Here is a 22,390-nt window from a genome sequence, read left to right on the forward strand (position 1 = left end):
GGGACGTCGAAGTGAAGACCGAGTTCGCATCCATCCGCTGGCGCGAGCGCGACGTGAGCATTGAATACATTCGCATCGCCCCGGAACGCACCCACGCCCCCCACATCGTCTTCCTCCACGAAGGCCTCGGCTCCGTCGCCATGTGGAAGGACTTCCCGCAACAGTTCTGCGATGCCGGCGGTTACCGGGGACTGGTGTTCTCCCGCCCCGCCTACGGCCAATCGACGCCGCGCGACGAAGACGAACGCTGGGACGTCGACTTCATGCACCGCCAGGCACACGAAGTGCTACCGGCTTTCTTTCATGCGATCGACCTCCACGAAAAGCCCTGGCTATTCGGCCACAGCGACGGCGGCTCCATCGCCCTCCTCTACGCCGCGAGATTCCCCCACGCCGTGGCGGGCATCGTCGTCCTCGCGCCACACCTCTTCGTGGAAGACGTGACGGTCGCGAACATCGAGGAAGCGCGCAAGGCCTACGAGACCACCGACCTGCCCCAGCGCCTCGGCAAGTACCACGACAGTGCCGATTCCGCCTTCTGGGGCTGGAACCGCATCTGGCTGCACCCGCCCTTTCGCCAATGGAACATCGAGGCTGAACTCGATGCCATCCAGTGCCCCGTGCTCGCGATGCAGGGCATCGACGACGAGTACGGCACGCTGGAGCAGATCCGCGGCATCGCGCGCCGCGTGCCGCAAACGCAACTGGTGGAAATACGGGACTGCGGACATTCCCCACATCGGGATCAACCAGAAAACGTCATAGTCGCGGCACTCAATTTCATAGAACAGAACCGGAGCCTCCAACCATGAGTCAACGCATCGCACGCACCACATTGACCGCCCTCGCCCTGGCTTGCATCGCCACCCTGGGGCATGCCCAGCAAGGCAAGCTGAAGGTCGGCCTCATGCTGCCCTACAGCGGCACCTACACCGCGCTCGGCGTGGCCATCGAGAACGGCTTCAAGCTGCGCGTGGACGAACTCGGCGGCAAGATCGGCGGGCGCGAGATCGAATACATCAAGGTCGACGACGAATCCGACCCGGCCAAGGCCACCGACAACGTCAACAAGCTCATCAAGCGCGACAACGTCGACGTGATCATCGGCACCGTGCACTCGGGCGTGGTCATGGCCATGGCCAAGGCCGCGAAGGAAAGCGGCACCGTGCTGATCGTGCCCAACGGCGGCGCCGACGCGGTGACCGGCCCGATGTGCGCGCCCAACATCTTCCGCAGCTCCTTCTCCAACTGGCAGCCGGCTTATGCGATGGGGGAAGTCGCGGCCAAGCAGGGCAAGAAGACCGCGATGACCATCACCTGGAAGTACGCGGCCGGCGACGAGTCGGTGGCCGGCTTCAAGGAAGGCTTCGAGAAGGGCGGCGGCAAGGTGACGAAGGAACTCACGGTGCCCTTCCCCAACGTCGAGTTCCAGGCGCTGCTGACCGAGATCGCGGCGGCCAAACCCGATGCGGTGTATGCCTTCTACGCGGGCGGCGGCGCGGTGAAGTTCGTCAAGGACTACGCGGCGGCCGGGCTCAACAAGAACATCCCGCTGTACGGCCCCGGCTTCCTCACCGATGGCACGCTGGAAGCACAAGGCGACGCCGCCCAGGGCATGCTGACCACGCTGCACTATGCGGACGGCCTGAACACGGCGCGCGACAACGCGTTCCGCACGGCCTATGCCACCAAGTTCAAGCTGCAACCCGACGTGTATGCGGTCCAGGGCTATGACGCGGCGCAGATGCTCGCGATCGGCATGAACGCGGTGAAGGGCGACCTCACGAAGAAGGCGGAATTCGCCGGCGCCATCGAGAAGGCCAAGATCGACAGCCCGCGCGGCACCTTCTCGATCAGCAAGTCGCACAACCCGGTGCAGGACTTCTACCTGCGCAAGGTCGAGGGCAAGGAGAACAAGCTGGTGAATGTGGCGGTGAAGGGCCTGGCCGATCCGGCGCGCGGCTGCAAGATGTAGCACCGAGGCGGAGCACGCAGCGTGGTCTCCGCCACCTCCTTCCAAGGGGCAAGGCCCGCGGTCCGAAAGGATCGCCGCCCGCCCCCATCCTCTGCGCATTTCGTGTCGCAAACCCCTGACAGGGACAACGCCTGCGGGCCGGCCAAGCCGGCTCTGCTGCGTTTCAAGAACAGACCAACCGAGGAACCTTGAGAGTGGATATCGGAACCTTCCTCGTTCAATGCCTGAACGCCGTCCAGTACGGCTTGCTGCTGTTCCTGGTCGCCTCCGGGCTGACGCTGATCTTCGGGATCATGGGCGTCATCAACCTGGCGCACGGCAGCTTCTACATGATCGGCGCCTACATGGCGTTCGCGCTGGCGCCGCTGTTCGGTGACCAGTTCATCCTGATGCTGCTGGCCGGCGTGGTGCTGGCCGCGGTGTTCGGCTACCTGCTCGAATGGGCCTTCTTCAGTTTTCTCTACCAGCGCGAGCATCTTCAGCAGGTGCTGATGACCTACGGGCTCATCCTGGTGTTCGAGGAACTGCGCTCGATCCTCGTCGGCAATGACGTGCATGGCGTGAAAGTGCCGCCGTGGCTGGATGGCAGCTTCGCGCTGGGCAGTCTCATGACCTACCCGTGGTACCGGCTCTTCGCATCGGCCGCCTGCATCGTGCTGGCCATCGGGCTCTACTGGGTGGTGAACCGCACGCGGCTCGGCATGATGGTGCGGGCCGGCGCCAGCAACCGCGACATGGTGCGCGGCCTGGGCATCGACATCCGCAGGCTGTATCGCATCGTGTTCGCGGCCGGCGTGGCACTCGCGGCGCTGGCCGGCATGATCGCGGCGCCGATGTCCTCGGTGTATCCGGGCATGGGCGCGAGCGTGCTGATCATCTGCTTCGTGGTGGTGGTGATCGGCGGCATCGGGTCGATCACGGGGGCACTGGTCGCGTCGTTGCTCGTCGGTTTCGTCGACACGTTCGGCAAGGTGTTCTTCGCGGAACTGAGTGGCATGGGGGTCTATGTGCTGATGGCGATCGTGCTGATCTGGCGGCCCGAGGGCTTGATGGGGCGCAAGACGTGAAGCACCTCAATCACTTCCTGCCGCTGGTTTGTGCGCTGCTGCTTGCAGTGCTGGGGCCGATGCTGAGCCCGTACGTTTCGGACTTCATCGTCAAGGTGATGATCCTCTCGATCTTCGCGCTGAGCCTGGAACTGCTGGTCGGCATGACCGGCCTGGTGAGCCTGGGCCATGCGGCCTTCTACGGCATCGGCGCCTATGCCACGGTGCTCGGCTCGGGCAAGGAAGGCGGATCTATCGCGACCTTGCTACCGCTTGCCATGGGCTGCGCGGCGGCCTATGCGCTGATCGTGGGAGCGCTGAGCCTGCGCACGCGCGGCGTGTACTTCATCATGGTGACGCTGGCCTTCGCGCAGATGGCCTTCTTCGTGTTCCACGACACCAAGGTCGGTGGTGGCAGCGACGGCATCTACATGTACATCCGGCCGGTGTTGGGTTCGATCGACATGGACAACCGGCATGTGCAGTTCTATGCGGTGCTGATCGCGCTGGTGTTCACCTATGGCCTGCTCGCGCTGATCCGCCGGTCGCGCTTCGGCGCCGCGCTGGCCGGCATCCGCGTCAACGAGCAGCGCATGCGGGCTGCAGGCTTCCCGGTGTATGGCTACAAGCTGGCGGCCTTCGTGCTGGCCGGTGCGCTGGCGGGGCTGGCGGGCTTCCTCGTGGCCTCGCGCGACGGCGTGGTCAATCCTGAACTGCTGGCCTGGCACAACTCGGGCGAGGTGCTGTTGATGATCATCCTGGGTGGGCTCGGGCACCTGCGCGGCGCGGTGATCGGCGCCATCGCGTTCACGCTGTTGAAGGAACTGCTGTCGACGCAAGCCTTCGTCGGACCCTTGGCCAATCATTGGCAATTGACGCTGGGCCTCGCGATCATCGCGTTCGTGGCGCTGCTGCCGAAGGGCATCATCGGCATCGCCTCTAGGCTGTCTCCAAAGGCAAACACATGAGCGCATTGCTGGCTGTAGAAAAACTCACGCGCCGCTTCGGCGGGCTCATCGCCGTGAACACGGTGAACATCGACCTGCACCGCGGTGAAGTGCATGCGGTCATCGGCACCAACGGCGCGGGCAAGTCCACGCTGATCAACATGCTCTCGGGCGAGATCGCCGCGTCCGAAGGCCGCATCACGCTCGAAGGCGAGGACATCACGACGCGCGCCCAGTCGCGCCGCGCCCGCGACGGCGTGGGCCGCAGCTACCAGCGCACGACGATCTTCCCGGAGTTCTCGGTGCATGAAAACTGCCGCCTGTCCGCGCAGGCAGCGGCGCCGCGTCCCTGGGCTATCTGGGAGGCCTCCGCGCGTTGCAGTGCAAGCAATGCCGCGGCTGACGAAGCCCTGGCCGCGGCCGGCCTCGCAGCCGATGCACAACGCATCGCCGGCACGCTGAGCCATGGCGCCAAGCGGCAGCTCGAAGTCGCGATGTGCCTGGCCACGCGGCCGCGCGTGCTGCTGCTGGACGAACCGCTCGCCGGCATGGGCGCCGAGGAAACCGAACGCATGCTCGCGCTGCTGACGCAGCTCAAGACCTCGCATGCGATCCTGCTGGTGGAGCACGACATGGACGCGGTGTTCCGCATTGCCGACCGCATCACGGTGATGGTGAATGGCGCCGTCATTGCGACAGGCGATCCGGATGCGATCCGCAACAACGCCGAAGTCCGCACCGCGTACCTGGGCGAGGACCATTGACATGCTGACCGTCACAGGCATCAACACCTACTATGGCGACAGCCACATCCTGCGCGGCGTGGATGTCGAGTTGCCGGCGTCCACATCCGTCGGCCTGCTCGGCCGCAACGGCATGGGCAAGACCACGCTGATCCGCACGCTGATGGGCTACGTGCGCCCTGCCTCGGGCCAGGTGAAGCTGGACGGGCAGGACGTGACCGGCTGGGTGCCGGAAAGGATGGCGCGCCGCGGCATCGGCTATGTGCCGGAAGGCCGCGGCATCTTCCCGAACCTCTCCGTCAAGGAGAACCTATTGATGAGCGCCCGCGCCGGCATCGACGGCCAGCGCGCCTGGACCTTCGACCGCGTGATGGCGACCTTCCCGCGCCTCACAGAACGGCTCTCGCACGGCGGCCAGCAGTTGTCCGGTGGCGAGCAGCAGATGCTGTCGATCGGCCGCGCGCTGATGACCAACCCGCGCCTGCTGATCCTCGACGAAGCCACCGAAGGCCTGGCGCCGTTGATCGTCGCCGAGATCTGGCGCGTGATCGCCGACATACGCAGCACCGGCATCGCCACGCTGATCGTCGACCGCGACTGGCGCAAGGTGCTGGGACACACCGACCGGGCGGTGGTCATGGAGAAGGGGCGGATCGTGCTGGCCTCGGAATCGGCGGCGCTTGTGGCGGCTCCCGAGGCGTTGTCTGCGTTGCTGGGCGTCTGATCACTCGCGATCCACGGGGCCCGCGCCCGTTCCTCAAGAATTGCCCATGCAACCGAATCCATACAGCCCGCCGCAAAGCCCGTTGCACCACGACGGCCCGCCATCGCCTGCTCGCCGACCTGTTTCCATCTGGCTTCTTCTGTTCCTCCTCTTGGCGACGACGATCATTTTCTTCGCCGGGTCCGCGAAGTTCATCTGGTTCATTGCATCTCGCTGGGCAGACCTCCGGGATTTCCAGGCGCTGGCGGTCGGCGTCGCCTTGCGCATTTCCGTCGCCGCCGCATTGCTCGCAACGATGCTCGGCATATTTCGTCGGAGGCAGTGGGGACGGTGGCTCGGCCTGCTGGCCATCGCGAGCCTTGCCGCCTTTTTCATGTTGCGCCCGGACACCACCACCTATGCCAACGACGCCGAAAGCGCCGGCGGCTACCTCGGACGTCTCGTTTTCATGCCGCTGTTGTTCGCCTGGTGGGGCTATGCGGTCACCTTTTCGGGCAAGGCAAAGCGATATTTCTCTGCCGCAGATGCGCCGGGCTGAACGTTCGCCCGACGTGACAGGAAACGCGTGGACTACCGCATGGCCCAGCGCCTGATCAAGCAGTGGCAAACGCCTCGCTGATCTCCCGCGTGACCTGCAGGAAGCGGTCGATATCGGCCGCCGAATTGCAATGCAGCGGCGACACGCGAATCGCCCCCTCTAGCCCGAAAGACTGCAGCATCCGCTTCGAATACAGGCTCGTCGCCACCCGCTCGTAGACGATCACGCCGCGCTTCTCGTACTCGCGCACCGCCTGCGCATGCTCCAGGTTGTCGATACCGATGGCGAGGATCAGGTCGCGCTTGCTGAGGTCTTCGTAGTCGAGGAAGACGCGCACGTTGTCCATCCGGCGCAGGCCGGTGGTGTTGTCGTCGCCGTCCAGCAGGCGGGCAAGCAGTGCGCGCTCATGCAACTCGATGCGGTGGATGCCGCTCGCGAACAGTTCGCGCCGGTCTTCGCTCTGGCTGGACTGCCCGCCGAGCCAGCAGACGTAGTTGACGATCTCGGTGATGACCGCGAATTGCCAGGGCGCAGCGCTGCCCAGGTCCCAGAAGTCCTTCTTCTTGCCGGCCAGCTTGTGGTGCGGCAACACCGACGCGCGATCCGACACCCACGACATGCCCGAGCCCCTGCAGCCGAAGAATTTGTAGGGCGCGATGTTGATGCCGTCCACCGGTGTCTTCTGCAGGTCGATCAAGCCATGCGGCGCGTGCTGCACCGCGTCCACGATGATGTAGAGGTCCGGCTTGATGGCGCGTGCGCGCTTGACGATCTGCTCGATGTCCAGCTTGGCGCCCGAGATGTTGGATGCGTAGATCACGCTCAGCAGCGCCGTGTCCTGGTCGACCAGGCCCACGATCTCCTCGACATCGACGCCGCCCGTCACCGGGTTGGACTGCGCGACCCGCAGCGTCTTGCCAAGGCGTTCGGCATAGAGCGACATCGCGTCGAAGGACGAAGGATGTTCCAGCACGGTCGTCACCATGTTCGTGCCAGGCACGTTCTCGGCCACCGCGCGCACCATGTCGAACATGCCGCCGGACGCGGTGAGCGAGGCGTAGACGCTGCCGCCTTTCGCGTTCAGGATCGTGCGAAGTTCGTCCGTTCCCTGGGCCTGCACGCGCTGCAGGAAGATCGCCAGCTCATGGATGCGCTCGGGGCAGTCGGGCAAGGCATCGATGCGGCCCATCTGCTCGACCGCGGCCTTGAGCCGAAACGAGCCGCCGGCGTTGTCGAAGAAGAGTCGTTGCCGTCCGTTCATGTCGTGGTCGACATAGTGGAAGCGGCTCTTGATTTCTTGCATCAGCGCATCGGGGAAGAGCGCGCCCTGGTCGGTGTTCATGTTGGACTTCCAATGTTTGTGAATAGGATTCGGTGAAGAAACAAGGGCCGCGGCCATGATGACTTTCAAGCAACTCGAAGCGCTCTACTGGATCGGCCAGCTTGGCAGCTTCGCCCTCGCGGCCAACAAGCTGCACACCTCGCAATCGGCCGTGTCCAAGCGCGTGCATGAACTGGAGATGGTGTTCGACACCGAACTGTTCGACCGCACGCAGCGCGCCGCCCGGCTCACCGACAAGGGCGAGGAGATGTTCATGTTGGCCAAGAGCCTGCTCGCGCAGCGCGACGCGGCCGTCGACCAGTTCAGCCGCGTCGATGTGATCGAGCGCCGTGTCCGCATCGGCGTGACCGAGCTCACCGCCATGACCTGGTTCCCGCGCTGGGTCGAACGGATCCAGTCGCAGTACCCGAAGGTCACACTGGAACCGGACGTCGACAGCAGCGTCAACCTGCGCGAGAAGGTGCTCGCCGATGAACTCGACCTGATCGTCGTCCCCGACGCATTCGCCGACACGCGTATCCCCAGCAAGGCCGTGGGTGCCGTCGAAAGCGCGTGGATGTGCAAGCCTGGCCTCATGCCGAACGACGAGCCGGTGCGCCTCGAAGAACTGGCACGCCAGCGCATGTTGCTCCAGGGCTCGAAGTCGGGCACCGGCCTGCTCTACGACAGCTGGATGAAGAACCTCGGCATCCAGCCCGTCAATGCGATCGTCATCCACAACCTGGTCGCGCTGATAGGGCTGACCGTCTCCGGCCTGGGCGTGAGCTACCTGCCCCGCCGCACCTTGCAACAGATGCTCGACCAGGGCTTGCTCGCACTCATCGACGTCACGCCCGCGCTGCCGCCCGTGACCTACGTGGCGATGTACAAGGGCGAGCATCGGAGTTCCCTGGTGGCGTCGATCGTCACGCTGGCGCAGGAATGCTGCGACTTCACGCAGATGTTCCAGGCGGCGCGATGAGCGCACTCAGACGCCTTTGTTGTTGGGGTTCCTGTAAATCTCCTTGACGGCATCCGTCATCGGGAAATTGAGGTTCGCGTTGCTCGGCGGAATCGGCCTGGTGAACCACTTGGCATAGAGCTGTTCGATCGCGCCGCTCTTCATCAGGTCCAGCACCGTCTTGTCGACCAATTCCTTGAAGGCAGGATCGTCCTTGCGGTACATGATGCCGTAGGGTTCCTGCCGCAGCGATTCACCGGTCAGGATCTTGAAGTCACCCGGCCTGGTCGAGGTCGCGATGAGGCCGGCGAGTTGCACGTCGTCGAGGATGTAGGCCGAAGTGCGATCCGACGCCAGCAGCAGGAAGCCGTCCGCCGTGTCCTTGGCTGCGAGTTCCTGCACCTCCACGTTGCCGGCCTTGCGGTACTGGCGCAACAGCTGGATGCCCGTGCTGCCGGACACGGTCGACACGGTCTTGCCGTTCAACTCCGCCAGGGTATTGATGCCGGAACTCTTCTTGACGGCGGCTGTGATGTTGGTGACGAAGTGACTCGGCGCGAAGTCGACCTGCTGCTGGCGCTGCACGGTGTTGGTGGTGGTGGCGCAGTCGAGGTCGACGGTGCCATTGGTCAGCAGCGGGATGCGGTTGGTCGAGGTCAGGATCGTATAGCGCACTTCCAGGTTGGGCATGCCCAGCTTGGCCTTGACTGCCTCGACGACCTTCAGGCAGATGTCGTTGGTGAAGCCGACCGGGTCACCGCCGCCCGCGGGCTTGTACGAGAAAGGAACCTGGCTGTCGCGCCCGCCGATCTGGATGCTGCCAGCCGCCTTGATCTTGGCGAGCGTGTCGGTTTGCGCGAGGGCGCTGGAGCACAAAAGGGCTGCGGCGAAGCCGATCGCCAGCGAGAGTCGAGATTGCATTTCTGGAAGCCTCCGAGTAGTGATGCGCAGCGATTCTGCGAGCCTCGAAGAACTTCCAAAAGCGATTAATTTTCAGCCGATCTCATTCCCAAAAGAGGTTGATCGGTCGCCTACGAAGGCGCCTGACGATCGCCTATGCAGTAACGTGCGACCGGAACCGCAGTCGAAAGCCCAGAGTCACCCTGCTCGGCTTCCGCGGCGGCACCATCGGGTGTGTGGTGATCGGCTTCGTGGAGGCAGGCTGCGCCATCGGCGCATTTGCCAGCGCTTCGAGCTGCATGCTCCCTGCGACGGTCAGGCGCATCAGCGAACGCGGGCTGTTCTCGTCGATGGGCGTTCCGAATTCATGGTCGACCCACTCGGCCCAGCCTTCCTTGATCAGCATCTGGCAGGTGGCCGGCGCGATCCCGTTGCACTGTTGGGCATCGAGCAAGGCGCTTTTGAGCAGGGAGGGCGACAGGTTCATTGGGTAGCTGTTGAAACAGGCCATGTGAGTGGATCGATGTAAGAAATTGTATGTAACCCCCTCGTGGGGACAATACAACTTCGGTGGTAACTGGTTACACACCGTATCCCGTCCACTTGGCCTGTTCTTGTCAGCCAAACACCACCCGGAATGTCGGCACAGGGCGCTGGAAGCCCTTCAGCATCAACTCCCCCGCCGGCTCCGCGTTGAGCCGTCCGTCGAGCGCGCCGACCACGCGGCGCGACATCAGGATCTCGCCACCCGCCGCCTCGCCGCAGAGGCGCGCCGCCAGGTTGGTCACGGTGCCGATGGCGCCATAGTCGATGCGGCCCGGAAAGCCGATGCCGCCGATGGTCGCGAAGCCTTGCGCGACGCCAATGCCCATCGTCAGGTCGTAGCCGCGCTTCTTCCAGGCGGCGCTGAGGACGGCAACTTCCTGCTGCATGGCCTGCGCCATTTCCACGGCGCGCAATCCGGGGTCGGCGATGGGCACCGGGTCGTTGAAGAAGACCATCATCCCGTCGCCCGAGAAACGCTCCAGCGTGCCCTCGTATTGCAGGATCAGCCGGCCCATCGCGGCGTGGTATTCGGCCAGCACGCCCATCACCTCCTCGGGCTCGGCGGTCTCGGTGAAGGCGGTAAAGCCTCGCAGGTCGAGGAAGACGACGGTGATCTCACGGCGATGGCTCTTCAGCGGATCGTCGGCGCCGCCGGCCACGATCAGCTCGGCCAATTGCGGGGAGAAGAATCGCTTCAGCCGCCCCAGGCTTTCCAGTTCGCGGACGCCCTTGGCGACGCGTTCCTCCAGTTGCCTGTTCCATTCGGCCAGCTCCGCGCTCTGATGCTGCACCTGGTCGTACAAGTGCTTGATGCGCAGCAGGGAGCGCACGCGGGCCAGCAGTTCGGCCTGGCTCACCGGCTTGGTCAGGAAGTCGTCGGCGCCGGCTTCGAGGCCCTTGATGCGCTCCTTGCCGGGGTCCAGCGCGGTCACCAGCACCACCGGCAGCATGGCGTGCGCCGGGTCGGCACGGATCGCGGCACAAACCTCGTAGCCGCTCATGCCGGGCATCATCACGTCGAGCAGCACGAGATCGGGCTTCTCGGTGGGCAGCAGCGCCAGCGCCTGCGGGCCTGATGAAGCGGTGACCACTTCGTAGCCCTTCATCGCCAGGATGTCGGCGAGCAGCTTGACGTTGACCGGGACGTCGTCGACGACAAGGACCTTGGACGCAGTCTTGGCGTCTCCAACGCTTGGCATGACGGCGCTCATTCCCCTCGCCTCCCCTGCGCCAGAAAGCGTTTCACGGTCGCGCGGAACAGCTTCAGGTCGATCGGCTTGGTGATGAAGGCATCGAAGCCCGAGTTGATGACCTTCTGCTGCTCATCGGGCATGACGGAGGCCGACACGGCCAGGATCGGGACGGCGTCCAGCGCGGGGTCGGTGCGGATGCGCCGCAGCGCCTCGGCGCCGTCGAAGTCGGGCAGCTGGATATCCATGAGGATCAGGTCCGGCCGCTGGCTGGTCGCCAATGCCACGCCCTCGGCGCCGGTGACCGCCTCCAGCGTGGCATGGCCTTCGAACTGGAGGATGTCGCGCACCAGCTTCATGTTCTTGTCGTTGTCTTCGACGATCAATATGGTGCTCATGATTCAAGGTCCGTCATCACGCAGCCTCCAGTTCGCGTTCGGGCAGGATGAACGCAAAGGTCGATCCCAGGCCTGGTGCGCTTTCCAGGCGCATCGTGCCCCCATGCAATTCGACAAATCGCTTGGCCAGCGCCAGGCCCAGGCCGGTGCCTTCGGCCTTGCGCAGGTATTCGCCGGTGGCCTGGCGGAACTCCTCGAACACCAGCGCCTGCTGGTCGAGCGCGATGCCGACGCCGGTGTCGACCACGGCAATCTCCACCGCATGGTCCAGCGCCCGCGCGCGCAGCGTCACGCTGCCGCCGGCGGGCGTGAACTTGACCGCGTTCGACAGCAGGTTGACCAGCACCTGCTTGAGCTTGCGCTGGTCGGCCACCCATTCGCCGAGGCCTTCGTCGATGTCGAGCGTCAAGGTCAGGCCCTGCCGCAACGCGCGCTCGCGGACCAGCGTCGTGCTGTTGTCCAGCAGCGAGCCCAAGTCGAACGCGGACAGGTCCAGCTCCATGCGCCCGGCCTCGATCTTCGACAAATCGAGGATGTCGTTGATGAGGGACAGCAGGTGGTGGCCCGAGGTGTTGATGTCATTGAGGTACTCCAGCTGCTTGTCGTTGACCTCGCCGAACATCTTTTCCGACAGCACCTCGGAGAAGCCGATGATCGCGTTGAGCGGCGTGCGCAACTCGTGCGACATGTTGGCCAGGAACTCCGACTTGTGCTGGTTGGCCTGCGCCAGTTCGCGGCTGGTGCTGCGGATCTCCTGGATCAGGCGCGCATTGCGGATGGCGATCACGGCCTGGTCGGCAAAGGTGAGCAGCATCGCGGTTTCCTTGGCCGTGAAGGGCTCGCGCGTGTGGCGGCCGACCAGGATGGTGCCCAGGCGCCCTTCCTCGGAGAGCATCGGCACGATCGCGAGCGACTGGCAGCCGACCAGTTCGCAGCCGCGCCGCAGCGAGTCGGACATGTTGGTCGCATTGGCAATGTCCGGGTAGTGCGTGACCTTGCGCGCCGTCAGTTCGGACTGCCGCTGCACCGACACGTCGGCCGGCGCCGGGTACATGGCCGCCAGTTCCTCGCGATGCGGGCCGGCATAGGCGGCCAGGTGCCATTGGTTGTCGCTGCCAAGCTGGTCGATCACCACGTGCGAGTTGTCGAACAGGCGCTCGCAGCTCAGCAGGATGCTGTCGAACACGGGCTGCGCATCGGCCACCGAGCGGCCGATGACGCTGAGCACCTCGGCCGACGCGCGTTGCTGCTCCAGCGCCTCGCGCGTGTCGTTGAACAGGCGCGCGTTCTGGATCGCGATGACGGACTGGTCGGCGAAGGTCTTCAGCAACGCCACGTCCTTCTCCGAGAACGGCCCCGGTTCCGGCCGCCCGATGAAGATCACGCCGATGGCGCGCCCCTCCCACAGCAGGGGCGCAAGCACGACCGAACGCGTGCCGACCGCCTCGCTGCTGCGCTGCACGAAGAGCGGCACGTCCGGCGCGTCGATATCCGGGTATTGCACGACGCGGCGTTGCAGGATCGCCTGGCCGGAGCCCGATTCGGGCGTCAGCGGCACCGGGAAGGTGCTGGCGAAGGCATCGCGATTGGCCGAGCCGTGCTGTGCCGCGAGGTGCACCTGCCCGTCTTCGCCAGCCATCGAGATGCCCATGTGCACCGCGCCGAACAGTCGCTCGCAACTGCGCAGCACGGCATCGAAGACGGGTTGCGCATCGGTCGGCGATTCGCTGATCACGCGCAGGATCTCGCTGGTCGCGGTCTGGTAGGCCAGCGAGACCGTGAGCTCGCTGGTGCGCTCGTCGACCTTGCGCTCCAGGCCGGCGTAGGACGCGCGCAGGTCGGCGCCCATCTGGTTGAACTGCGCGGCCAGCGCTTCGAGTTCGTCGCCGGTGTGGACGTCGATGCGGTGCTCCAGCTCGCCGGCGCCAAGTCGTTCGGCGCCTTCCTGCAATGCCTGGATCGGGCGCACCAGCGCGCGGGCGAGGAAGAAGCTCAAGGCGGTGGCGACCAGCAAGCCGGCCAGCAGCAGCAGGCCGGTGCGCAGGATGGTCGCGTAGAGCGGCGCATAGGCCTCGGCGCGCGGCGACTCGACGAACACCGTCCAGCCCAGGGCGGGAATGCGCGCATGCGCCGCGAACACTTCGGCGCCCGACAGGTCGCGCGCCACGGGCTGCGCCTCTGTCTCCGGTGCATCGCGCGCGGCCACCTGCGGCAAGGCGCTGAGGTCACTCTTCTTGAGCACCAGGCTGATGTCCGGGTGCGCGATCAGGATGCCGCCCGAATCGACCACATAGGCCAGCCCGGCGCGACCGATCTTGATGCGCGAGACCACGTCCCAGACGAACTTGAGGTTTACCTCCGCAGCGGTCACGCCGCCGCCGCTGCCGGCGGCGCGCGCGATCGTCATGTAGGGCTCGGTGCCCTTGAGGAAGTAGACCGGGCCGTAGTAGGTCTTGCCGGCCACGGCCTCGGTGAAGCGCGGGTCGCGCGACATGTCGGCACCGGTCGCGATCGAGTCCATGCCCAGGCGCGAGACGCGCAATTGCTCCAGGCCGGCGGGGTCCATCCAGACCACTTCGGTGATGGCCGGCGTCTGGCGCAGCAGCTTGAGGTATTCGATGCGGCGCTGCTCGAGCGGGTCACCGCCGGTGTCGACGCGCGGCAGTGCGGTCCAGCTCAGCTGGTGCTCGATGTCCAGCATGTACTGCTCGATGCGGGTGGCCGCGCCTTGCGCTTTCTCGAATTGCAGCGCGACCAGTTGCGTGCGCGTTTCCCGGTACGAGAAATAGATGCTGATGGCACCGCTCACGGCCAGCACACCGGCCACCACGGCGATGATCAGGGTCGCATACTTGGGGAACAGGCGCCAGTGCGGGGCGATCATCTGCGATGCTCCCGTGCCACGCATTCCGTGACCGTGCGGCTCATTCAATCACCCTGTCCGCGCGCACCAGCACCGACTGCGGAATCTGGATGCCCAGCAGCCGCGCACTCTTCTGGTTGACCACCAGCTCCAGCACGCTGGCCGCTTCCACGGGGATGTCGCCGGGGCGCGTGCCGCGCAGGATCTTGTCGGCCAGGTGCGCCGCGCGGTGGAGCTGATCCGTCATCGACGGGCCGAAGGACAGCAGCGCGCCGGCCGCGGCCATCGGCAAGTTGAATCCGAACACGGGAATGCGCGCGCGGTTCGTCTGCGCGATCATTTCCGCGCGCCGCGTGACGGCGATGCCGTTGGCCACGACGATCGCCTGCACATGCTGGTCGACCAGGCTCGCCACCGAGGCATCGAACTCCTGTGGATTGGTGCCATTGGCCACGACCATGCGCAAGCCAAGATTCGCCAGCAGCGGCGCCAGCGCGGCCTGGTCCGCGATGGAACCCGGGTCCAGCGGATTGCCGAGCAGTCCGATCTGCTTCACGCCCGGCACGACTTCCCGCACCAGCTCGATGCGCTTGGGCATCAGGGACTCGGCAATGCTTTGCGTGACACCCGTGACGTTGCCGCCCGGGTGCGCAAGGTTGCCGACCAGCCCCGCGGCCAAGGGGTCGACAACGACGGCAAAGACCGTGGGAATGGTCGACGTCGCACGCTTCACCGCGCTGGATCCCGGCGGCGAGATGGCCACGATCAGGTCGGGCTTGCGGCTTACCAGTTCCGCGGCCAGGCCCGGTGCCAGCTCCATGTGGTCGTTGGCGAACACACGGTCGTAGACGACGTTGCGCCCGTCCAGCCAGCCGAGCCGCCGCATCTCGTCGAAATAGGGTTGCAGGATCGCGTCATCCGCTCCGGGCCCGCCCGGCGAGAACACGCCAACGCGCCTGGGTGCGCCGCCACCCGGCTGGGCCGACACCACGCGCGCAGCGGCCATCAGGCCACCACACGTGGTGATCAGGAGGAACCGGCGCTTGTTCACTGGCGGGCATGCTACGCCGGTGGCGGCTTTTCGCAAGCTACGCGCCGTTGTGGTGCAAACGAGCCGTCCGATCACCGCGCAACGGCCTACACCGTTCGAACAGCCCAAGTAACTGTGCATCCCACGTAACGGGGGCTTGACCCGCAACCCCGAGCACTCGAAGAATGTGATCGTGCGTCGGTTTGTCCAGTTGTTCGTCTACCCTGCAAGGAGAGATCGCATGTTCAACCTGTTTTCCGGGCCCAAGCAGCACATACGACGTGCCGTCGTGCTGCTGGAGGAAGCACATATGGCGCGCCTGGAACACCAGGCGGCGGCGGAGCATCACAGTGCCCTGGCCAAGATGTATGCCGAACGGGCGAAGCGCCTCGAACGCGAGATCCAGCAAACCCAGATGGTCGCCGCCCCGCCGGGTTCGATCAGCGATGTGGTCATCGAGCAGCCGGCGCTCTATGCGCTGAACGGCAAGCGGACGAAGAACACGGCACTGCCCAATTGATGTGAATTGAATTCCGGCCTCGCGCGGGCGAGGCCTGACGACGTGGGGCGAGAGCATCTCGCCCTGCCCCTCTCTCCAATGCAAACGGTGCGGGAAAGCCCGAAGACTCGCCCGCACCGTCAAGTGCAATCCAACGGCTGCCTCGAAAGGCAGCCGTTTTGCTTTAGAGGCCCAGGGCCATCGAGGTAGTTCCAGTATTGACCAGCGTCGACACCGAAGTCAGCGCGCCGTTTGCACCGATCGCGTAAGTCGTGACGCCGCTTGCCGTGGCGGCGAACAGGAACTTGCCCGACGGATCGATGGTTGCACGCAGCACCGGGCTGCTCAGCGCGGTCGTGTCGCCCAAGGCGGTCAATGCGCCGCTGCTGGTGTCGATCGAGTAGCGACGCAGCGCGCCGTTGCTCAGCGCAATGTAGGCGAGGCGGCCTGCCGGATGCACGACGATCGAGGTTGCCATCTGGCCTTCTATTGCGAGCGTGGCCACAGACTGCAGCGAGCCAATCGTCGAGCCAGTCGTCCGGATCTTGAAGACTTGGATCGAGTTGGACAGGAGGCTGGACAGATCGCTCACATCGCGGATCGAGCTGTAGTTGATGCTGCCCGTGAGCGCGAACACAAAGGTTCCCGACGGATCGGCAGCAAGCGCCGTCACGAAATCACCAGCAGTCGTTGAAGCGATCGGGGCCAAGGTGTCGGCCTTGTACGCCGTGATGCGCGAGCCGAAGGTCGTGATGTTCTGCGTCAGCGTGCCGAAGTTGCCCACGTACACGAAACGACCCGAAGGCTCAGCCGCCAATGCAAGAGGCACCAGACCGGTCGACACATCCACAGCCGTACCGAGCGCGCCGGTGGTGCTGCTGATCGGGAACACGCTCAGCGTACCGTTCGGGAAGCCTTCAAAGGTATTCAACGCATAGGCATAGCGGCTCTTGGAATCGAGCGCGAGAACGGTCGCCACATTGCCAGAGTTCACCTTGGTCGTCGGCATCGCCGAGACTGCGCCGGTGCCAGCGACGTTGTACTGGTCGATGCCGCTGAGCGTTGAGACATAGCCGTGCGTGCCGGTCGCGTCCATCGAGATCGACATCGGGCCTGCGTCGGTGTTGGCCGAGCCGTTGGCGACGAGCGTGAGCTGGCCCGTGGCGCCAATCGTGTAGGGCATCACCTTGCTCGCGCCGGTCGTGAGGTAGGCATAGCGTGCGGTCTGGCTCGTGCAAGCCACGCTGACATCGGTCACGTCGGCGCCGCCGATGTTTGCCGCGCCATTGGTGACGACGCAGTTCTGAGTGACCAGCGTCGGGTTGGTCTTGACCGTCACCGCATAGCCGGTGCCGCTGGCGACCGAGGCGGGGAAGCTGAACGTGCCGTTGCCGGTGATCGTCAGTTCGTCAGCGCCGTTGTTCAGCAGCTTGAGGCCCACGCCGTCCAGGCCGGACACCGTGCCCTTGACCAGGAAGCTGTTGACCGCGCAGCTCACGGTGACGTTGCTGACCGCGCTGTCGACGACGTTGCCGGAGGCGTTGTTGACCGTGCAGGTCTGGCTCGGGCTGGTAGGCTGCGTCAGTACCGACACAGCGTAGGCGCCCTTGCTGGCAACCTTCTGCGAGAAGCTGAAGTTGCCGTTGCCGTCGACCGTGAAGTCGTCGCCCGCATTGTTCTGAAGCACCAAGCCGCTGCCAGCAAGGCCGGCCACGGTGCCGCCGACGGTGTAGCTGTTGGTCGAGCAGACCACGGAGACATCGCTGATGGCCACGTCATTGACCGTGCCGGTGCCCTTGCCGACCGTGCAGGTCTGGACGGGGTTGGTCGGCTGCGTCTTCACGGTGACGGCGTAGTTCGCGCCGCTGGCGATGTCGCCGAAGTCGACCTGGCCGCTAGCGGAGACGGGGATGTCGTCGCCCGCGTTGTTCTGGAGCACCAGGCCACCGCCGGCGAGGCCTTCCACCGAACCGCTCACATTGAAGCTGGTGGTGGAGCAGATGACGGCGACGTTGACGATGTCGTCCTTGCCCACGGTGCCGCTGCCGCCGTTCACGGTGCAGAGCTGCGTCGGGTTGGTCGGCTGCGACTTGACGGTCACGTTGTAGCTGAGGCCCTCGGGCAGGGCGAGCGCGACGGTGATGCTGCCGTTTTCAGAGACGGCGAGCTCGTCGGAGCCGTTCTGGAGCACCAGGCCCGTGCCAGCCAGGCCGGTGACCGAGCCGGTGACCTTGTGGGTGGGGGTGGGAGGGGTGGTCGTGTCGGTCGGCTTGGTGGTCGTCGTGTTCGACGTGCCGAGGGTGAACGGCAGGCCGCCGCCCCCTCCGCCACCGCCGCCGCAGGCGGCGAGCGACAGGACCAGCGCGCTGGCGGCCATCGGCGCAATCGCACGACGGGCGCGGGTCAGGCGCGATGGGGAGTTGGATGGACGTCCAGCGTCGGCGGTGCCGGCTGGGGCGGATGCACGGAGGAATGATAAAGTAAGCATGGATGACAATCGTAACAAATAAGTAACATTGTTGTTTCTTGGAGATACACTTTCGTTGTAGGAGAGATACAACAAAAGTCACACTCGGCGGGTGCCTACAGCGCGAAACGGGCTTCACCGTAGAAGCCTCGAAGCCTCGGCGTACAGACCGGCGCCTTCAAAAACCGGAAGCTGCTTTCATGGGGCACGGCGTGGCCCCGTCGAAAGGCCCGAAATGAACCCGCTCCTGAAACTCCAGCTCGATGTCGCCTTCGCGGAACGCGCGGCGCGGTATGTCACCTATGCCTATGCGCAGGAGCGGCTGGCACGCGCCTTTGCCGCGGAACTGAGCGGTTATGGGGACGGACCGTCGGACGGCGAGTTCGAGCAACTCGCTGCGGCACTCACCTATTCGCACAATGCCGACGTCGCCTACCTGGCACTGCTCGGACAGGCGACACGGGAATTGATCGAGCATGTGAAGTCACCCCCGGCGCAGCGGACGACCAATCGCCGCGGGTGGTTCCTGAATCCACAGCGCTGACATCTGCGTGCGCTGGATGCGGCGCACGCGCCGGCGAATCAGGCGGGCGCTCGCTCCAGTACGTTCATCCCTGCGGACGCCTCTTCAAGTTCTCGATCAAGGGCGCCACGATGTCCATCGGCAGCGGAAACACGATGGTCGAGTTCTTGTCGGCGGCGATCACCGTCAGGGTCTCGAGGTAGCGAAGCTGGATCGCCTGCGGCTGCTGCGCCAGGATCTCCGCAGCCTGCGCCAGCTTCTCGGCGGCCTGCAACTCGCCTTCCGCATGGATCACCTTGGCGCGCCGTTCACGTTCGGCCTCGGCCTGCCGGGCGATGGCGCGGATCATCGTGTCGTTGAGGTCGACATGCTTGATCTCGACGTTCGTCACCTTGATGCCCCAGGCATCGGTCTGGCTGTCCAGGATCTTCTGCAGGTCGAGGTTCAGGCGCTCGCGCTCCGACAGCATCTCGTCGAGCGTGTGCTTGCCGAGCACGGCGCGCAAGGTGGTCTGCGCCAGTTGGCTGGTCGCGGCGAGGAAGTTCTCCACCTGGATCACCGCCTTCTCCGGGTCGACCACGCGGAAGTACAGCACCGCGTTGACCTTGAGCGTGACGTTGTCGCGCGAGATCACATCCTGCGAGGGCACGTCGAGCACGACGATGCGCAGGTCGATGCGGACCATCTGCTGCACGCCGGGAATGAGGATCACCAGCCCCGGCCCCTTGACGCGCCAGAAGCGCCCGAGCTGGAACACCACGCCGCGCTGGTACTCGCGCAGGATGCGCAGCGAACTCGCCGCCACGAAGGCCAGCAGCACCAGCAGCGCCGGCAATATGAAGAGGGAAATCATGCCGCGCTTGCTCCTGTGGATGAACCGCCGGCGGTGGCGGCCAGCGGCCCCACCTGCAAGGTGAGACCTTCGGCGCGGGCCACACGCACCTGCTGGCCCGGCCGCAAGGCCTGGGTCGCGCTGATGCGCCAGCGTTCGCCGTCGACCAGGGCCCAGCCTTCGCCGCCACCGAATTCGAGCACCTCGGCCGTGGCGCCGACCAGGCGTTGCAGGCCGCCACGCACCGGCCGCGCCCGCGCCTTGACGGCCATGCGCGCCACGCCGATCACGAACGCGGCCGAGACCAAGGTCAACCCGGCGATCACCGGCAGCGGAATGCCGAAGCCGGGCACGTCGCTGTCGATCAGCAACAGCGCGCCGAAGGCGAACGCCGCCACGCCGCCGAGCCCGAGCGCGCCATAGCTCGGAATGAAGGCCTCGGCCGCGAAGAAGGCCAGGCCCAGCAGGATCAGGCCGACGCCGGCGTAGTTGATGGGCAGCATCTGCAGTGCCCACAAGGCCAGCAGCAAGGCCACGCCGCCGATCACGCCGGGCGCGATGAAGCCCGGGTTCATGAACTCGAACAGCAGCCCGTAGATCCCGATCATCATCAGGATCAGCGCCAGGCTCGGATCGCTGATGACCGCCAGCAGCCGTGCGCGCCAGTCCGCTTCCAGCGCGACGACCGTCGCGCCCGCCGTGGCCAGCTTCACCGGTGCGGCGCCGGGGCTGCCGGGCGTCAACTCGCGGCCGTCCAGTTGGCGCAGCAGGTCGGGCACATCCGCGGCGACGAGGTCGATGACCTTCCGCGCCAGGGCATCGTTGGCCGCCAGGCTCACCGATTCGCGCACCGCCTGCTCGGCCCAGGCGACATCGCGGCCGCGCAGTTGGGCCAGGCTGCGCAAATAGGCGCTCGCGTCGTTGATGCGCTTCGCGGCCATCGTGTCGTCATGATTGGGCGGCGCGGGGGCCGCGCCCGCCGGAGGGGTTGCTGGCGCCCTGCCCCCACCCGTGCCGGGCATGCCGATTTCCACCGGCGTGGCCGCGCCCAGGTTGGTGGCGGGCGCCATGGCCGCCACATGGCATGCGTAAAGAAGGTAGGTGCCGGCGCTGGCCGCTCGCGCGCCCGAGGGCGCGACGAAGCCGGCGACCGGCACCGGAGAAGCCAGGATGTCCTGCACCATGGCGCGCATCGCGGTGTCGAGGCCGCCTGGCGTGTCCATCTCCAGCACGACCAGTTGCGCACGCTCGCGCGCAGCGCGCTGCAGCGAACGGTTGACTTCAGCCGCCGTCGCCGGACCGATGCCGCCCTGGATGCGGACGAGGAACACGGGCGGCAGGTCGGCGGGCGCGGCGTCGCCTGGAATCTGTTGGAAGGCCGCGGCCAGGAGAAGCATCAGCATGCCCAGCCAGCGGCGGCGGCTGGTCATGGCGGGCTCCGGGTCGGGCTTGCCCCGAGGTCGGCGAACAGGCAGAAATGGTCAGGCATTTCTTGCTCCACGTGAGGTACTTGCCCTCCCCCGGACAGCGTACACCTGCGCGCCGCAGCCTGCATGGGTCGGGCCTCCGGCGCGGCGCACTGCCGAAACGCATCGCAGGGTATACCCGCAACCCACACCAATCACGATTTGTATGATGATCCTGCAACTTTGTTCTTACTGACTGTCGGGGCCCTAGAGAGGGGCAGAGTCCGGACAGCGTGGTCAGGCCCCTCGGCGAGTGCGCATGACGCATCGCCGCCACCCACAGAGGAGACAAGGAAATGAGCCATCGCGTTCGTGTTGCCGCTGCCGTCGCAGCGCTCGTGGCGTCCGCCGCAGTGAATGCCGCCGGGCCGGCCGTGGTCAGCGGGCCGGGCGAGAACCCCGGCTGCTTCAAGCCCTGGGATGCAAGCACCAAGTACTTCCAGTGGCCGGCCAAGAAGGGGCCGTACCGCATCGCGCTGGCCAATGGTTTCGTGGGCAACACCTGGCGCATCCAGATGATCAAGATGGCCAAGGCCTATGCGGCTACACCCGACATGAAGGACAACCTGAAGGAGTTCAAGATCGTCTCGACCGGGACCGACGTGGCGGCGCAGATCGCGGCCATCGACAACTTCATCAACTCGGGCTACGACGCGATCGTCACCATCGCGGTGAATCCGACGGCCTTCGCGCCGGTGATCAAGCGCGCCAACGCGGCGGGCGTGGTGGTCGTCCCCTTCGACAACGTGCTCGACAGCACCGAGGTGATGATGGTCAACGAGGACCAGACCGCCATGGGCACGCAGTCCGGCGAATGGCTGGTGAAGAACATCCCGAGCAAGAGCGGCAAGCTGCTGGAAGTGCGCGGCGTGCCGGGCAACTCGGTGGACCGCGACCGGCACCTGGGCTTCCGCAAGGTCGTCGAGGCACCGGGCAACAAGTTCGAGGTGGTCGAGGTGGTGGGCAACTGGGACGATGGCACGGCGCAGAAGGCCGTGGCCGATGCGGTGGCGGTGCACAAGAACTTCGACGGCATGTTCACGCAGGGCGGCTCGACCGGTTCGGTGCGCGCGTTGATCGATGCGAAGCACAAGATGATCCCCGTGGCGGGCGAGGCGGAGAACGGCTTCCGCAAGCTGTGCGCGGAACGGGCCAAGGATGGGCTGCTGTGCACCTCGCTCGGGCAATCGCCGGGGCTGGTGGCGATCTCCATGAAGGCCGCTGTCGCGGCGTTGCAGGGCAAGGTGATGCCGCAATTGATCTCGGTGCCGATCCCGACGGCGACGCATCCGAACTTCAAGCCGGGTGAAAACTACTTCCCGGACCTGACGGACAACTTCTTCACCACGAACGACTTCCCGCCGTGCGGTGTGAACCTGAAGGCAACGGACATCATGTCGAAGGACGAGAAGAACAACTGA

At 65.5% G+C, this 22,390-nt stretch carries 21 protein-coding genes; 11 read left to right on the top strand and 10 right to left on the bottom strand.

All coding sequences use genetic code 11. The annotated features are described in order from the left end of the window. Positions 1-11: 11 nt before the first annotated feature. The 7 genes from WKW79_RS02465 (at position 12) to WKW79_RS02495 (ending at position 5,973) form a co-directional block, all read left to right on the top strand. Positions 12-812 (top strand): alpha/beta fold hydrolase, encoded by an 801-nt coding sequence (locus WKW79_RS02465; protein WP_340333841.1) that lies wholly within the window; start codon positions 12-14, stop codon positions 810-812. Next, positions 809-1,975 carry an ABC transporter substrate-binding protein gene (locus WKW79_RS02470; protein ID WP_340333505.1) on the top strand — a complete coding sequence of 389 codons (1,167 nt, stop codon included), beginning with the start codon at positions 809-811 and terminating at the stop codon, positions 1,973-1,975. Before WKW79_RS02465 ends, WKW79_RS02470 begins: the two co-directional genes overlap by 4 nt. Before the next feature lie 194 nt (positions 1,976-2,169). Continuing rightward, positions 2,170-3,042, top strand: a complete 873-nt coding sequence (locus WKW79_RS02475) for a branched-chain amino acid ABC transporter permease (RefSeq protein ID WP_340333506.1) — start codon at positions 2,170-2,172, stop codon at positions 3,040-3,042. Further along, positions 3,039-3,989 carry a branched-chain amino acid ABC transporter permease gene (locus WKW79_RS02480; RefSeq protein ID WP_340333507.1) on the top strand — a complete coding sequence of 317 codons (951 nt, stop codon included), beginning with the start codon at positions 3,039-3,041 and terminating at the stop codon, positions 3,987-3,989. Before WKW79_RS02475 ends, WKW79_RS02480 begins: the two co-directional genes overlap by 4 nt. Then, positions 3,986-4,732: an ABC transporter ATP-binding protein gene (locus WKW79_RS02485; RefSeq protein ID WP_340333508.1), complete on the top strand. Its 747-nt coding sequence runs from the start codon at positions 3,986-3,988 to the stop codon at positions 4,730-4,732. Before WKW79_RS02480 ends, WKW79_RS02485 begins: the two co-directional genes overlap by 4 nt. A gap of 1 nt (position 4,733) precedes the next feature. Then, positions 4,734-5,435, top strand: a complete 702-nt coding sequence (locus tag WKW79_RS02490) for an ABC transporter ATP-binding protein (RefSeq protein ID WP_340333509.1) — start codon at positions 4,734-4,736, stop codon at positions 5,433-5,435. A 46-nt stretch (positions 5,436-5,481) separates the two neighbouring features. Continuing rightward, positions 5,482-5,973, top strand: a complete 492-nt coding sequence (locus WKW79_RS02495; protein ID WP_340333510.1) for a hypothetical protein — start codon at positions 5,482-5,484, stop codon at positions 5,971-5,973. 55 nt (positions 5,974-6,028) lie between these two features. Here the strand turns inward: WKW79_RS02495 and WKW79_RS02500 are convergent, their stop codons facing one another. Next, positions 6,029-7,315 carry an aminotransferase class V-fold PLP-dependent enzyme gene (locus WKW79_RS02500; RefSeq protein ID WP_340333511.1) on the bottom strand — a complete coding sequence of 429 codons (1,287 nt, stop codon included), beginning with the start codon at positions 7,313-7,315 and terminating at the stop codon, positions 6,029-6,031. A gap of 58 nt (positions 7,316-7,373) precedes the next feature. Between WKW79_RS02500 and WKW79_RS02505 the strand changes: the two genes are divergently transcribed. Beyond that, positions 7,374-8,276 (top strand): LysR family transcriptional regulator, encoded by a 903-nt coding sequence (locus tag WKW79_RS02505; protein WP_340333842.1) that lies wholly within the window; start codon positions 7,374-7,376, stop codon positions 8,274-8,276. A gap of 6 nt (positions 8,277-8,282) precedes the next feature. Here the strand turns inward: WKW79_RS02505 and WKW79_RS02510 are convergent, their stop codons facing one another. The 6 genes from WKW79_RS02510 to WKW79_RS02535 all read right to left on the bottom strand — a co-directional run bounded on the left by WKW79_RS02510 (position 8,283) and on the right by WKW79_RS02535 (position 15,203). Then, positions 8,283-9,176, bottom strand: a complete 894-nt coding sequence (locus tag WKW79_RS02510) for an amino acid ABC transporter substrate-binding protein (protein WP_340333512.1) — start codon at positions 9,174-9,176, stop codon at positions 8,283-8,285. 133 nt (positions 9,177-9,309) lie between these two features. Next, positions 9,310-9,666, bottom strand: coding sequence for a hypothetical protein (locus WKW79_RS02515; RefSeq protein ID WP_340333513.1), 357 nt, complete (start codon positions 9,664-9,666; stop codon positions 9,310-9,312). Positions 9,667-9,772: 106 nt separating this feature from the next. Continuing rightward, positions 9,773-10,900 carry a response regulator gene (locus WKW79_RS02520; protein WP_340333514.1) on the bottom strand — a complete coding sequence of 376 codons (1,128 nt, stop codon included), beginning with the start codon at positions 10,898-10,900 and terminating at the stop codon, positions 9,773-9,775. A gap of 8 nt (positions 10,901-10,908) precedes the next feature. Continuing rightward, a complete protein-coding gene (locus WKW79_RS02525) occupies positions 10,909-11,289 on the bottom strand; it encodes a response regulator (RefSeq protein ID WP_340333515.1) in 381 nt (126 codons plus the stop codon). A gap of 16 nt (positions 11,290-11,305) precedes the next feature. After that, positions 11,306-14,173 carry an ATP-binding protein gene (locus WKW79_RS02530; protein WP_340333516.1) on the bottom strand — a complete coding sequence of 956 codons (2,868 nt, stop codon included), beginning with the start codon at positions 14,171-14,173 and terminating at the stop codon, positions 11,306-11,308. Positions 14,174-14,213: 40 nt separating this feature from the next. Further along, positions 14,214-15,203, bottom strand: a complete 990-nt coding sequence (locus tag WKW79_RS02535; protein WP_340333517.1) for an ABC transporter substrate-binding protein — start codon at positions 15,201-15,203, stop codon at positions 14,214-14,216. 220 nt (positions 15,204-15,423) lie between these two features. Here WKW79_RS02535 and WKW79_RS02540 point away from each other — a divergent pair, with 220 nt between their 5' ends. Then, the gene (locus WKW79_RS02540) at positions 15,424-15,702 is read left to right on the top strand and encodes a hypothetical protein (protein WP_340333518.1); all 279 of its coding nucleotides are present in this window, start codon (positions 15,424-15,426) and stop codon (positions 15,700-15,702) included. Between the two features lie 163 nt (positions 15,703-15,865). Here WKW79_RS02540 and WKW79_RS02545 read toward each other — a convergent pair whose 3' ends face one another. After that, positions 15,866-18,058 (bottom strand): beta-propeller fold lactonase family protein, encoded by a 2,193-nt coding sequence (locus WKW79_RS02545; protein ID WP_340333519.1) that lies wholly within the window; start codon positions 18,056-18,058, stop codon positions 15,866-15,868. 325 nt (positions 18,059-18,383) lie between these two features. Between WKW79_RS02545 and WKW79_RS02550 the strand changes: the two genes are divergently transcribed. Continuing rightward, positions 18,384-18,692, top strand: a complete 309-nt coding sequence (locus tag WKW79_RS02550) for a hypothetical protein (RefSeq protein WP_340333520.1) — start codon at positions 18,384-18,386, stop codon at positions 18,690-18,692. Positions 18,693-18,756: 64 nt separating this feature from the next. Here the strand turns inward: WKW79_RS02550 and WKW79_RS02555 are convergent, their stop codons facing one another. Both WKW79_RS02555 and WKW79_RS02560 read right to left on the bottom strand, forming a co-directional pair. Then, positions 18,757-19,524: a slipin family protein gene (locus WKW79_RS02555; protein ID WP_340333521.1), complete on the bottom strand. Its 768-nt coding sequence runs from the start codon at positions 19,522-19,524 to the stop codon at positions 18,757-18,759. Beyond that, positions 19,521-20,933, bottom strand: a complete 1,413-nt coding sequence (locus WKW79_RS02560; RefSeq protein ID WP_340333522.1) for an NfeD family protein — start codon at positions 20,931-20,933, stop codon at positions 19,521-19,523. The genes WKW79_RS02555 and WKW79_RS02560 overlap by 4 nt, the downstream gene beginning before the upstream one ends. Positions 20,934-21,265: 332 nt before the next feature. Between WKW79_RS02560 and WKW79_RS02565 the strand changes: the two genes are divergently transcribed. Beyond that, complete coding sequence (locus WKW79_RS02565) at positions 21,266-22,390, top strand: sugar ABC transporter substrate-binding protein (RefSeq protein ID WP_340333523.1); 1,125 nt, start codon at positions 21,266-21,268, stop codon at positions 22,388-22,390.

The organism is Variovorax robiniae (genome assembly GCF_037889955.1).
GTDB lineage: Bacteria > Pseudomonadota > Gammaproteobacteria > Burkholderiales > Burkholderiaceae_C > Variovorax > Variovorax robiniae.